This is a genomic window from Stenotrophomonas sp. 610A2, assembly GCF_030549615.1.
Lineage (GTDB): Bacteria > Pseudomonadota > Gammaproteobacteria > Xanthomonadales > Xanthomonadaceae > Stenotrophomonas > Stenotrophomonas pigmentata.
Window position 1 is genome coordinate 744,375 of the sequence record NZ_CP130832.1, and the last position, 13,365, is coordinate 757,739.

General features: G+C 64.8%; 11 protein-coding genes. 8 read left to right on the forward strand and 3 right to left on the reverse strand.

The window, feature by feature from the left end; genetic code table 11:
* Positions 1-5: 5 nt before the first annotated feature.
* Positions 6-1,403, forward strand: coding sequence for an amidase (locus Q5Z11_RS03365; protein WP_303748718.1), 1,398 nt, complete (start codon positions 6-8; stop codon positions 1,401-1,403).
* Positions 1,400-2,623, forward strand: coding sequence for a CaiB/BaiF CoA transferase family protein (locus Q5Z11_RS03370; protein WP_303748719.1), 1,224 nt, complete (start codon positions 1,400-1,402; stop codon positions 2,621-2,623). The genes Q5Z11_RS03365 and Q5Z11_RS03370 overlap by 4 nt, the downstream gene beginning before the upstream one ends.
* Before the next feature lie 187 nt (positions 2,624-2,810).
* Here the strand turns inward: Q5Z11_RS03370 and trmL are convergent, their stop codons facing one another.
* Both trmL and Q5Z11_RS03380 read right to left on the reverse strand, forming a co-directional pair.
* Complete coding sequence (gene trmL / locus Q5Z11_RS03375; RefSeq protein WP_057627589.1) at positions 2,811-3,290, reverse strand: tRNA (uridine(34)/cytosine(34)/5-carboxymethylaminomethyluridine(34)-2'-O)-methyltransferase TrmL; 480 nt, start codon at positions 3,288-3,290, stop codon at positions 2,811-2,813.
* A 37-nt stretch (positions 3,291-3,327) separates the two neighbouring features.
* Positions 3,328-3,732 (reverse strand): hypothetical protein, encoded by a 405-nt coding sequence (locus tag Q5Z11_RS03380; RefSeq protein WP_303748720.1) that lies wholly within the window; start codon positions 3,730-3,732, stop codon positions 3,328-3,330.
* Positions 3,733-4,085: 353 nt separating this feature from the next.
* Here Q5Z11_RS03380 and Q5Z11_RS03385 point away from each other — a divergent pair, with 353 nt between their 5' ends.
* From Q5Z11_RS03385 to Q5Z11_RS03405, 5 genes are all read left to right on the forward strand, one after another.
* Positions 4,086-6,944 (forward strand): M16 family metallopeptidase, encoded by a 2,859-nt coding sequence (locus Q5Z11_RS03385; RefSeq protein ID WP_303748721.1) that lies wholly within the window; start codon positions 4,086-4,088, stop codon positions 6,942-6,944.
* A gap of 262 nt (positions 6,945-7,206) precedes the next feature.
* Positions 7,207-7,524, forward strand: coding sequence for a DUF4156 domain-containing protein (locus Q5Z11_RS03390; protein ID WP_303748722.1), 318 nt, complete (start codon positions 7,207-7,209; stop codon positions 7,522-7,524).
* A 122-nt stretch (positions 7,525-7,646) separates the two neighbouring features.
* On the forward strand, positions 7,647-8,663 hold the full coding sequence (locus Q5Z11_RS03395) for a 3-oxoacyl-ACP synthase III (protein WP_303748723.1): 1,017 nt from the start codon (positions 7,647-7,649) through the stop codon (positions 8,661-8,663).
* Between the two features lie 236 nt (positions 8,664-8,899).
* Complete coding sequence (locus tag Q5Z11_RS03400) at positions 8,900-9,793, forward strand: alpha/beta fold hydrolase (RefSeq protein WP_303748724.1); 894 nt, start codon at positions 8,900-8,902, stop codon at positions 9,791-9,793.
* 548 nt (positions 9,794-10,341) lie between these two features.
* Positions 10,342-11,031: a phospholipase D-like domain-containing protein gene (locus tag Q5Z11_RS03405; RefSeq protein WP_303748725.1), complete on the forward strand. Its 690-nt coding sequence runs from the start codon at positions 10,342-10,344 to the stop codon at positions 11,029-11,031.
* Positions 11,032-11,095: 64 nt separating this feature from the next.
* Here Q5Z11_RS03405 and Q5Z11_RS03410 read toward each other — a convergent pair whose 3' ends face one another.
* Entirely contained in the window at positions 11,096-11,530 is a 435-nt protein-coding gene (locus Q5Z11_RS03410) for a YkgJ family cysteine cluster protein (RefSeq protein WP_282269389.1), read from the reverse strand.
* Positions 11,531-11,634: 104 nt separating this feature from the next.
* Here Q5Z11_RS03410 and oleC point away from each other — a divergent pair, with 104 nt between their 5' ends.
* A complete protein-coding gene (gene oleC / locus Q5Z11_RS03415) occupies positions 11,635-13,278 on the forward strand; it encodes an olefin beta-lactone synthetase (RefSeq protein ID WP_303748726.1) in 1,644 nt (547 codons plus the stop codon).
* The last annotated feature ends 87 nt before the right edge of the window (positions 13,279-13,365 follow it).

Sequence of the window (13,365 nt, forward strand, 5' to 3'; positions counted from 1 at the left end):
GCCGTGTGAGCAAGGCCGATGCGCAGTTGTTGAGCTTGGATCTGACTGCGCAGGCGGCCTTGCTGGCCGCCGGTGAAATCAGCTGTACCGAACTGATCGAGCAGCAGTTGGCAGCCATCGTCGCCAGCCAGGCGCAGGTCAACAGCTATATCCACATCGATGCGGAGGGCGCGCTGGCTGCGGCCGCGCAGTCCCAACAACGTCGCCAGCGCGGCTTCGCGCGGCCTTTGGAAGGCTTGCCAGTCGCGGTCAAGGACAATATCGACGTCGCCGGCATGGTCACCACCGCCGGTATGGAAACCCGCCGCCACAGCGCGCCGGCCAGTGCCGACAATCCGGCCGTGGCCGCATTGCGCGCAGCCGGTGCGGTGATTGTCGGCAAGCTCAACATGCACGAAGCGGCGATGGGCGCCGACAACGACAACCCGTTCTACGGCGCCTGCCACAACCCGCACCGGCACGGTTACACACCAGGCGGTTCCAGCGGTGGCAGTGGCGCAGCGGTAGCGGCGGGTTTGTGCGCAGCGGCGCTGGGCACCGACACCATGGGTTCGGTGCGCATCCCGGCCAGCTATTGCGGCGTGGTCGGGCTCAAGCCGAGCTGGGGTGCGATCAGCACGCGCGGCACGGTGGCCTTGTGCCGGCGGCTGGATCACATTGGCCCGCTGACGCGTTCGGCACGCGATCTGCGCCTGATGCTGCAGATCATGTCCGGCTTCGACCCGGATTGTGCGCAGTCGCGCCTCATCCATTTTGCTGCACCTGACATCGAAGGCCTGCGTATCGGCGTTGTCGATTTTGGTGATGCTGCCGACATTGCGCCCGATGTACAGGCGGCGTTCGAGGATGGCCTGCGCGTGCTGGTTGGCTTGGGTCACCGCATGCAACCGCTGCCCGCACCAGCCTTCGCTTCGGCGCGTGCGCGCCGCGCCGGATTGCTGATGAGCGAAGCCGAACTGCTGGTCGAACATGCCGATGCCTGGGCTGGCGACCGCAGCAAATTCTCGCCGTTGTTGACCAAAATGATGGCCTGGGCGGAAGGGCGCAGCGCCGCCGAGTTTGCCGCTGCCTCGCAGCTCGCCGATCGTGGCCAGGTGCAGCTGCAGCAGTGGCTGGCGCGTTGCGATGTGCTGGTGATGCCGACTGCGCCCCAGCGTGCATTCGCCTTCGGTACCCCGGCGCCGGCCAGCCAGGCCGATCTCACTGCCTACGCCAACCTGGCCGGCAACCCAGCCTTGGCGGTACCGCTGCCGGTAGCGGCGGGGGAGTTGCCAGCAGGCATGCAGCTGGTCGGCAATATCGGCGACGAGCTGAGCTTGATTGCGCTCGCTGAGGCCTTCCAGCACGCCATCGGCTGGCAGCCCGCGCTACCGCAGGCCTGCAGGACATGGTGGCCGAAATGAAGCTGCTCGAAGGCGTTCGTGTTCTCGACCTGTCGCGCATCCTTGCCGGACCGTGGGCGACGCAGGTGCTGGCCGACTTCGGTGCGGATGTCATCAAGGTCGAGCGCCCCGGCGCGGGTGACGACACCCGCAGTTGGGGCCCGCCCTACCTGCAGGACGCCGACGGCAATGACAGCAGCGAGTCGGCGTATTACCTGTGCGCCAACCGCGGCAAGCGCTCGGTCGCGATTGATTTCACCACCGGGGAAGGGCAGGCGCTGCTGCGCGAGCTGGTCGTGCACTGCGACGTGCTGGTGGAGAACTACAAGGTCGGCGGCCTGAAGAAGTACGGGCTGGATTTTGCCAGCCTGCAGGCCATCAATCCCAAGCTGGTGTACTGCTCGATCACTGGCTATGGCCAGGACGGGCCGTATGCGCAGCGTGCCGGCTACGATGCGGCGATCCAGGCCATCGGCGGACTGATGAGCGTCACCGGCGAGCCGGATGGCACGCCCGGTGCCGGCCCGCAGAAGGTAGGCGTAGCCGCTACCGATCTGATGACTGGCATGTATGCGGCGACGGCGATCCTGGCCGCGCTACGTCATGCCGAGCGCACCGGTGTTGGCCAGCAGATTGATCTGGCGTTGTTGGATACCCAGGTCGCATGGCTGGCCAACCAGGCCTCCAACTATCTGATCGGCGGCGTGGTGCCGACCCGGCAGGGCACGGCGCATCCGAACATCGTGCCGTACCAGGTGATGCCGGCCGCTGATGGCTATTTCATGCTGGCGGTTGGCAATGACGGTCAGTTCGCACGCCTTTGCGAGGTGATCGGCGAGCCTGAGCTGGCGCGTGATCCGCGTTATGTCACCAATAACGCCCGGGTAGCGAACCGGGAGCTGCTGGTGCCGTATCTGCAGCAGGTATTGCGCACGCGGCCGGCGGCCGAATGGTTGGCGGCGCTGGAGCAAGTGGTAGTGCCGGCCAATCCGGTCAACCGCATCGACCAGGTGTTTGCCGATCCGCAGGTGCAGGCGCGTGGTCTGCGGATCGAATTGCCGCATGCCGGTGGTGGCAGCGTGGCGATGGTGCGTAATCCGCTGAAGTTCTCGGCAACGCCGTTGCGCTATGAGCAGGCGGCGCCGGTATTGGGGCAGCACACCTCCGAGGTGTTGGGAGAGGTGCTTGCTGTTGATGGTGAGCGGCTGCGGGTATTGCGTGAGTTGGGGGTGGTTGGGTGAGGCTTGTTGGCGGTCGGAGTCGGTAGTGCCGAGCCATGCTCGGCAGGGGCGTTGCCGATGCAGCATCAAACCTGTGGGAGCGGCGTGAGCCGCGAAGCTGGCAGCACCGGAATCACCGGCATGCCAGCAATCGGACAGATTCATAGCTTCGCGGCTGACGCCGCTCCTACAAGAACCAAAGCACCAATCACGCGCCGCCAGGGAACCCCTGCTGCCGCCACGCCTCATACACCACCACGGCGACCGAGTTGGACAGGTTCAGGCTGCGGTTGTTGGGCTGCATCGGCAGGCGCAGGCGATGGCCGTCGGGCAGGGAATCAAGCAGATCCTGCGGCAGGCCACGGGTTTCCGGGCCGAACAGGAAGGCATCGCCATCGGCGAACTGCACGGTGTCATAGCGGACGCTGGAGCGGGTACTCAATGCAAACAAACGCTTCGGGGCGATGCGCGCCAAGGCGGTTTCCAGGTCCGGATGGACCTGCATCTGTGCGTACTCGTGATAGTCCAGGCCGGCGCGCTTTAGCTGCTTGTCACTGAGGTCGAAGCCCAAAGGCTCGATCAGGTGCAGCCGCGCGCCGGTGTTGGCGCAGAGCCGGATCACATTGCCGGTGTTCGGCGGGATCTCGGGCTGGTAAAGCACTACATCGAAAACAGGGGCAGAAGTCATCGGCGCAGTTTACGCCGGGTGGTGCGGCAAGGCTGGTTTAGTTCGAAACCAGGCCCTGCGCGACGACCTTGCCGATGGCTTCGGCAGCAGCTTCAGCAGCCATGGCCTGCACCTGCTCCACGTCCGGGCGGACGGTGATGGCCGGCAACGAGACCATCCACTGGCCGGCGCGGGTGCCGATGGCGACCGGGCTGGCGGAGGCCAGCTGGCTGGCGGTCTGTTCGGCCATCAGCTCGACGATCTGGCCGACGGTCGGGCGAACCTGCACGACAGCCAGGGTCGGGATGTTGCTGTTGGCCTCGTGCTGGGCCTGCGCCAGCTGGTCGGCGGAAGGACGGACCTGCACGGTGTCCAGGGTGACGATATCCGAAGCCTGTACCGAAGAAACAAAGCCGGTGCTGGCGACGAGGGCGATGGCAAGGGCGAGAGACTTGGCGTTCATGGCGGGACCTGTTTGGTGTGCGTGGGCAGTGGTGTGGTAGTAAGGTAGTACAGTGATTTTCGTAGTGCAAGAACTTTCTTTACTTTTTTTGATTTGTTCAGCAATCAGTCATTTATCGTCTGAAGTGATCTGGCTGCGAGTAATAGGCAGCAGGATGCGTGCCAATCACATCTGATTGATAAATAAGGGTTTGTTGCTTATGGAAAGTGTCCGCTGTCCGGACACTCGCCGCGTCTGCAGTGACCGGACGGACACCGGTGCAGCTGCTTCGTTACCCATGACGCATGGCGTATGCCGATGTGACGGCGCCCGGTTAGGATCTGCGTTCACCTTCATACCCAAACGGAAATGGAATGAACGCAGCTATGCCCCGCACCGCCTTGTTGACCCTGGCCCTGACTGCCGCCCTGGGCGGATTCGTTGGCGCCCCGCTGGTTGCGGAGGCCAAGCCGGCCGCCGCCGCTGCTGCGTCGGTCGATATCCCGTATGAAGAATTCACCCTGCCGAACGGCTTGCGCGTGGTGGTGCACACCGACCGCAAGGCACCGATCGTGGCGGTGAACATCTGGTACCACGTTGGTGCCAAGGACGAACCGGCCGGCCGTACCGGCTTCGCGCATCTGTTTGAGCACTTGATGTTCCAGCGCAGCGAAAACCACGACGGCGAGTTCTTCGAACCCTTCAAGCAGGTCGGCGCCACCGACCAGAACGGCACCACCAATACCGACCGCACCAACTATTTCCAGAACGTGCCGACCACCGCGTTGGACATGGCGCTGTGGATGGAATCGGACCGCATGGGTCACCTGGTCGGCGCCATCGACCAGGCTGCCCTGGATGAGCAGCGCGGCGTTGTGCAGAACGAAAAGCGCCAGGGCGAGAACCAGCCTTACGGCCAGGTCTGGGACAAGCTGACCCGCGCCATGTACCCGGCAGGTCACCCGTACCACCACGGCGTGATCGGCTCTATGAACGATCTCAACGCGGCCTCGCTGGACGACGTCAAAACCTGGTTCCACACCTGGTATGGCCCGAACAACGCGGTGCTGGTGCTGGCCGGTGACATCGACGTGGCCACCGCCAAGGAAAAGGCCGCCAAGTTCTTCGGCGACATCCCGGCTGGTCCGACCATGGCGCAGCCGGCGGTGAACGTTGCGCAGCGCGCTGCCACCACCCGCGAAGTGATGACCGACAAGGTGCCGCAGGCGCGCATCTACCGCGCCTGGAACGTGGCCCAGGTCGGCACCACCGATATCGATCAGCTCGACCTGTTCTCCTACGTGCTGGGCGGTGCCAAGTCCTCGCGCCTGGACCAGCGCCTGCTGCACAAGGACAAGCTGGTCGACAACATCAGCGCGATGACCGATGCCTCGCAGCTCGGCTCCAACTTCCTGATCATGGCCACGGTCAAGCAGGGCGTGGACCCGGCCAAGGTCGAGGCGGCCATCGACGAAGAACTGAAGCGTCTGATCGCCGAAGGCCCGACCGCCGATGAACTGGAACGCGCCAAGGTGCAGACGCGTGCCAGTTTCGTGCGCGGCATCGAGCGCATTGGTGGCTTCGGCGGCAAGGCTGACGCACTGGCTCAGTGCACCGTCTACGAAGGTAACCCGGGCTGCTTCCGCGCCTCGCTGGCCAATGTGGACGCTGCTACCGCTGCAGACGTCAAGGCAGCCGGTGCCAAGTGGCTGGGCGTGGGCGACCACACCCTGGTGGTCGAGCCGGGCGAGCGCGTTGCGCTGGCCGAGCTGCCCTCGGTCAAGCCGGCGCCGTTCAACGTGCCGGCCGTGGACAGCAAGTACACCACCCTGCCGAGCCAGGTTGATCGCAGCGCCGGCGTGCCCAAGACCACCAGCTTCCCGGAACTGAAGTTCCCGCAGCTGCAGCGCGCAACGCTGAAGAACGGCACCAAGGTGGTGCTGGCCGAGCGCCATGATGTTCCGGTGGTGCAGTTCAGCTATGAGTTCCCGGGTGGCTTCACCGCCGACCGCGGCCGCAAGCCGGGCACCGCCAACTTCACCATGGGCATGCTGGACGAAGGCGCTGGCCAGCTCGGTTCGCTGGCGTTCGCCGATGCGGTGGAAAGCCTGGGTGCAAGCGTCAATGCCGGTGCGTCGCTGGACGGTTCCAGCGTGTACCTGTCGGCACTGAAGGAAAACCTGGCACCGTCGCTGGCGCTGTACGCCGACGTGGTGCGTGCACCGCGTTTCGAGCAGAGCGAAATCGACCGCATCAAGGCCACCTGGATTGCTGGTATCCAGCAGGAGAAGGCGCAGCCGAACGCGGTGGCGATGCGCGTGCTGCCGCCGCTGCTGTACGGCGCCGGCCACCCGTATGCGATTCCGTTCACCGGCAGCGGCAATGAAGCGGCAATCCAGTCGCTGACCCGCGAAGACCTGACCTCCTTCCACAAGCAGTGGATTCGTCCGGAAGGCGCCACCCTGATCGTGGTCGGTGACACCACCTTGAAGGACCTCGTGCCGCTGCTGGAGCGTAGCTTCGGTGACTGGAAGGGTGAGGGTGCGCGGCCGAAGGTTGAGGCCCTGACCAATGTGGATCGCCCGCAGGCATCGCGCGTGTTCCTGATCGACCAGCCGGGCGCGGTGCAGGCCAACCTGTTCGCCGGTCAGGTCGCGCCGTCGACGATGGACGCGGGCACCACCCGCTTCGACATCGCCAATGGCGTGCTCGGTGGCGACTTCACCTCGCGCCTGAACATGAACCTGCGTGAGGACAAGCATTGGTCCTACGGCGCGCGTTCGACCGCTTCCAATGCACTGGGCCAGCGCCCGTGGATGGCGGTTGCACCGGTGCAGATCGACAAGACCGGTGAGGCGATGAAGGAAATGAACGCCGAGATCAGCCAGTTCGCCAGCGGCCAGCGTCCGCCGACCGATGCCGAGGTCAACCGCATCCGCAACATCCAGACGCTGAGCCTGCCCGGTGCCTACGAAACCGCATCGGCGGTGATGAGCACCATCGGCGGCATCGTGCGTTACGGCCGTCCGGACGACTACGTGTTCAAGCGCAAGGCCGAGATCGAAGCGATGACCCCGGCGCAGGTGGCCGAGGCAGCCAAGATCCTCGACCCGTCCAAGCTGACCTGGGTAGTGGTGGGCGACCTGAAGCAGACCGAGGCCCCGGTGCGCGCACTGAAGCTGGGCGAAGTGACGGTGATCGACGCCGACGGCAAGCCGGTGGAAAAGAAGTAAGCAGCAGGGCGTAGCCCACCGCTTGTGCTTAAAGCCCCTCTCCCGTTTACGGGAGAGGGGTTGGGGTGAGGGCAGCTTCTCGCTGGTAAAGCCCCTGCCGAGCATGGCTCGGCACTACGCTTCTGCCCCCTCCCTTTCGCGCAGCGAAGGGGAGGGCTGGGGAGGGGTAGGTTTTGCTTTTGCCGCGCACCAAATCACAGGGATCACCACCTGTTCATCCATTCCCGGCACAATCCCTGCTGATCTTCACAAGGAATAGTCCATGCGCGTCCTGCTTTTGTCCGCCCTGATCGCCAGCACCGCCGCCTGCACCTGGGTGCCGATTGAATCCAGCGGCAAGACCGTGCGCGTATTGCCAGCAGGTCCGGTTGCGCCGGGCTGCGTGACCAAGGGCGAGATCGTTGTCTCGGTAAAGAGCAAGGTCGGCTTCTATAACCGCAACCCGCTGCGCGTGCAGGAAGAACTGGAAACCCTGGCTCGTAACGAGGCCCCCAGCGCCGGTGCCAATGCCGTACAGGCCAGCGGCCAGCCTGCCGATGGCAGCCAGCGTTTCGCCGCCTTCCAGTGCCCGCCGCGCTGAGGCTCCAGGCCGACTGACGGCCCCGGCGGCTCCATACGCCGGGCCGCCGATTTGTAAAGATGCGGTAAAAATGCGCAGGCGCTAGAATGGCGACCCCTTCGCCTGAGTCTTGGCGCTTTCTGATGCCTTTTCAAAATGTCTCGATCGCGGGACTGGCGCACATTGATGCGCCGCATACGCTGACCTCAAAGGAAATCAACGAGCGGCTCCAGCCCACGCTGGAACGCCTGGGCATTCGTGCCGACGTGCTTGGCGATATCGCCGGCATCCATGCGCGCCGCCTTTGGGACCAGGGTACGCAGGCCTCGGACGCCGCCACCATGGCCGGCCGCAAGGCACTGGAAGACGCCGGCATCACCGCCGACAAGGTGGGCCTGCTGGTCAACACCTCCGTCAGCCGTGACTATCTGGAACCGTCCACCGCTTCGATCGTGTCCGGCAACCTGGGCATCGGCGAAGACTGCGTCACCTTCGACATCGCCAACGCCTGCCTTGCCTTCATCAATGGCATGGACGTGGCTGCGCGCATGCTGGAGCGTGGCGATATCGACTACGCGTTGATCGTCGACGGCGAAACCTCCAACCTGGTCTATGAAAAGACCCTGGAACGCATGATGTCCCCGGACATCACCGCCCAGCAGCTGCGCGACGAAGTCGCCGCGCTGACCACCGGTTCGGGTGCGGCAGCGATGGTGATGGCGCGTTCGGAGCTGGTGCCTGACGCCCCGCGCTACAAGGGCGGTGTGACCCGTGCGGCCAACCAGTGGAACAAGCTGTGCGTGGGCAACCTGGACCGAATGGTCACCGACACCCGCATGTTGCTGATCGAAGGCATCAAGCTGGCCACCAAGACCTTTGAAGCCACGCGCGTCGCGCTGGGCTGGGCGGTGGACGAGATCGACCAGTTCGTGATCCACCAGGTCAGCCAGCCGCATACCAATGCCTTCATCAAGGCCTTCGGCATCGACCCGAAGAAGGTGATGACCATCTTTGGCGAGCACGGCAACATCGGCCCGGCTTCGGTACCGATCGTGCTGAGCAAGCTGCGTCAGCTGGGCAAGCTCAAGAAGGGCGACCGCGTCGCGCTGATGGGCATTGGCTCGGGCTTGAACTGCACGATGGCCGAGGTGGTCTGGTAAGTTCCGGCCTCGCCGCGAACTTCAAGAACGCATGCTTTTCCTTCTCCCCTTGTGGGAGAAACAAAGGGCCTGCCCCCGCGAAGGCGGCAGTGCCCGAAGGGCGGAAGAGGGGAAGCGTGCGCAGCACGCATGCCCCCGGAGTTCGAGCAGCTGTTCAAGCTCCTCCACTCCGGCCAACCCTCTCCCCAACCTCTCTCCCGGCGGGAGAGGGGCTTAGCAGCCGCAGGTGCGACCCGATGAACAAACTCCCCGGTTACCCCAGCAAGACCCACCGCTTCGAAGTCCGCCCCGGCTTGTCGATGAACTACATCGATGAAGGCCCGCGCGATGGCGAGGTGGTGGTGATGCTGCACGGCAACCCGTCGTGGAGCTACCTGTGGCGTCACCTGGTCAACGGCCTCAGCGACAAGTACCGCTGCATCGTGCCGGACCATATCGGCATGGGCCTGTCCGACAAGCCCGATGACAGCCGCTACGAATACACCTTGCAGTCGCGTGTGGATGATCTGGACGCGCTGCTCAAGCACCTGGGCATCACCGGCCCGGTGACGCTGGCCGTGCACGACTGGGGCGGCATGATCGGCTTCGGCTGGGCGTTGTCGCACCACGAGCAGGTCAAGCGCCTGGTAATCACCAACACGGCCTCGTTCCCGCTGCCGCCGGAAAAGCCGATGCCGTGGCAGATCGCCATGGGCCGGCACTGGAAGCCGGGCGAATGGTTCATCCGCACCTTCAATGCATTTTCGTCCGGCGCCTCGTGGCTGGGCGTGAGCCGGCGCATGCCGGCCGATGTGCGCCGCGCCTATGTGTCGCCGTACAACACCTGGGCCAACCGCATTTCCACCATCCGTTTCATGCAGGACATCCCGCTGTCGCCGGCCGACAAGGCCTGGTCGCTGCTGGAGCGCGCGGCGGCGGCGTTGCCGTCGTTCGCCGATCGCCCGGCGTACATCGCCTGGGGCCTGCGCGACATCTGCTTCGACCATCACTTCCTGGCGGGCTTCCGCAAGGCGCTGCCGCAGGCGGAAGTGACCGAGTTCGAAGATGCCAACCACTATGTGCTGGAAGACAAGCACGAAGTGATCGTGCCGGCGGTAAGAGCCTTCCTGGAGCGCAACCCGCTGGGGTGAGCCGGGGCTTGTGGGAGCGCGGGCACTTGTAGGAGCGGCGTAAGCCGCGAAGCAAGGGATAAATCCGCTACGGCTACCTCTGCATCCTGCAAGCCGTTGCCTGGCGTTTCGCGTAAACCGCGCGCGATGCCTGCTTCTGCCCCCTCCCTTGCGCCAAAGGCGGAGGGGAGGGTTGGGGAGGGGTGGCTTTTGTGGCCGTTCTCTTTGCGCCAGCTTCGCGGCTTACGCCGCTCCTACAAAAAGCTGAGCGCGCGATGCCTGGTTCTGCTCCCTTCCTTGCGCCGAAGGCGGAGGGGAGGGTTGGGGAGGGGTAGCTTTTGCGGCCGTTCTCTTTGCGCCAGCTTCGCGGCTTACGCCGCTCCTACAAAAGCTGAGCGCGCGCGATGCCTGCTTCTGCTCCCTCCCTTGCGCCGAAGGCGGAGGGGAGGGTTGGGGAGGGGTAGCTTTTGCGGCCGTTCTCTTTGCACCGGCTTCGCGGCTTACGCCGCTCCTACAGAGGCGTGCAGGGGTGTGCGAAGCTCTGTGCTTCTTAGCACAGGGAGTGAAGGATGGATTTCGACAGCCTGGACCGTCAGCTGCGTGACAGCGCGCAGGACCTCAGCTTGAGCAATGAGGAGCGCTACGCACTGCGCGAGCTCGGTGCGGAGCTTGCGCCCGACCGCCTGCGCTTCCTGCGCAACCGCGCCTTCGACATCGCCCGTGAGCAGGTTGCAGCCAATCCGGCCGAAGCGTTGCAGATGCTGAAGTGGGTTGAACAGGTAGTGCGCACATTGGACGTCAATGCTGGCCCGGTCGAAACCCTGACCAGCACCTATTTCTCGCCGGGTGATGCCTGCATGCAGCGCCTGCGCGCGCTGTGCGCCAGTGCCAAACAGACGCTGGATATCTGCGTGTTCACCATCTCCGATGACCGCCTCAGCGGTGTCATCCTGGATGCGCACAAACGCGGCGTGACGGTGCGCATCATCAGCGACAACGACAAGGTCTACGACGACGGCAACGACATCCGCCGTTTGAATGAGAGCGGCATTCCAGTGCGCGTGGACCACAGCGAATACCACATGCACCACAAGTTCGCGTTGTTCGATGGCAAGCAGCTGGCCAACGGCAGCTTCAACTGGACGCGTACCGCTACCGAGCACAACGATGAGAATCTGGTGGTCAGTAATGACCGCAACCTGGTGCGCAGCTTCGCGCAGCAGTTCGAGGTGTTGTGGGGGCGTTACAAGGCGCTTTGAGGCTACGCAGTGGCGGTGTCGCCGAGGTCACTCCCGCCCTTGCAGGAGTGACCAGCCCACATCCTCAAGCTGCAATCGGCGTATTCGGTGGCGAGGACGGGCTGTTGCCGTTGTCGTCCGGATGATCATCGCCATCGTTGTCGGCATCGTCGCGCCAGCGCCAATCGGCCAGGGTCAATGCCGGCATGCCGTGGGCGATGCGCGCGCGGTCACACTGCGAGCTGGCCTTGCCGTATTCCCAGGAGGCGTCCACCTCGCGGCACACGCTGGGCCGGTTCGGGTGGATGGTGCAGCGGGAGTACACGCCGATCTCCGAGTCCAGGGCCACGCAGCGGATCGGGTCCGAGTAGGTGCCCTGCATGCACAGCCGGTGCGGGTCCAGGCGCTGGGTCAGCTGGTGGGGCACGCCGCCTTCGGTGACTTCGTCCGATTCCATCCAATGGAAGGCAACGCGGTATTGGGTGCAGCAGGCACCGCAGGTCAGGCAGGGATGGGGCATGGGAGGCCGGCCTTGGCGGCAGGAATAGGACAAAAGGAAGGTGCGGAATTTTCCACGGTGAGGGCCTGCGCGCAAGATTTTTCTGCATTGGCGACAATAGGAAGATGAACGAAACCTGCAATATCGCCGCGCGCCTGCCCGAGCTGGCGCGTGAACGGCCCAACCAGATCGCCATCCGCTGCCCCGGCAAGCCCGCCGCCAACGGCATGGCCGCCTACGACGTGACCCTGGATTACCGCACGCTGGATGCCCGCAGCGACGCCATTGCCGCCGGTTTGGCGGCCAACGGCATCGGCCGCGGGGTGCGCGCGGTGGTGATGGTGCGGCCGGGGCCGGAGTTCTTCCTGCTGATGTTCGCCCTGTTCAAGATCGGCGCGGTTCCGGTGCTGGTCGACCCGGGCATTGATAAGCGCGCGCTGAAGCAGTGCCTGGACGAAGCCCAGCCGCAGGCCTTCATCGGCATCCCCCTGGCGCAGTTTGCGCGGGTTCTGCTGGGCTGGGCCAAGGCGGCCAGGGTCAAGGTCACCGTCGGCCGGCGTTGGGGCTGGGGTGGCGTCACCCTGGCCAAGATCGAGGCTGATGGCGCTGGCGCGGGCAGCCAGTTGGCTGCGACCGCGCCGGACGACGTAGCCGCGATCCTGTTCACCAGCGGCTCCACCGGCGTGCCCAAGGGTGTGGTCTATCGCCACCGCCATTTCGTCGGCCAGGTGGAACTGCTGCGCAATGCCTTCGGCATGCAGCCCGGCGGCATCGACCTGCCGACCTTCCCGCCGTTCGCGCTGTTCGACCCGGCGCTGGGCCTGACCTCGGTGATTCCGGACATGGACCCGACCCGGCCGGGTAGCGCTGATCCGCGCAAGCTGCACGACGCGATCGCCCGTTTCGGCGTGACCCAGCTGTTTGGTTCGCCGGCCCTGATGCGGGTGCTGGCCGAACACGGCCAGCCGCTGCCAACGGTGACCCGCGCCACCTCGGCGGGCGCGCCAGTGCCGCCGGAGATCGTGTCCAAGATCCGTTCGCTGATGCCGAAGGACGGCCAGTTCTGGACGCCGTATGGCGCCACAGAATGCCTGCCGGTAGCGGTGATTGAAGGCCGCGAACTGGTGGATACGCGTGAGGCTACCGAGGCTGGCGCGGGCACCTGTGTGGGGCGTGTGGTCGCGCCGAATGTCGTGCGCATCATTGCCATCACCGACGAACCCATCGCTGACTGGAACGGCGTGCGTGAGCTGCCGGCCGGGGAGGTGGGTGAGATCACGGTGGTTGGTCCGACAACCACCGACAGCTATTTCAACCGACCACAGGCAACGGCCGCGGCCAAGATCCGCGAAGTGCTGGCCGATGGCGGCGAGCGCATCGTGCACCGCATGGGCGATGTGGGTTGGTTCGATGCCGAAGGGCGGCTGTGGTTCTGCGGGCGCAAGACGCATCGGGTCGAGACGGCGACAGGGCCGCTGTATACCGAGCAGGTGGAGCCGGTATTCAACACCGTAGCTGGTGTGCGGCGCACGGCCTTGGTGGGTGTTGGTGCCTTGGGCCAGCAGGTACCGGTGCTGTGTTACGAGCCGCTGCCGGATCAGCATTCCGGTGAGATCGAAAAGCAATTGAGGATCATGGCATTACGTCATCCGGGTTTTGCCGGCATTGAGTACTTCCTGCGCCATTCGAGCTTTCCCGTGGATATTCGCCACAACGCCAAGATCGGGCGCGAGAAGCTGGCGGTGTGGGCGCAGGCGCAGTTGGGGTGATGCAGCGGTGGCCGGGGTGAGGGATTGAAGCGGAAGGCTCGGGACAGAAGGGGCGCCTCTGCTTTTTGTCGGTAACGCCCCTGCCGA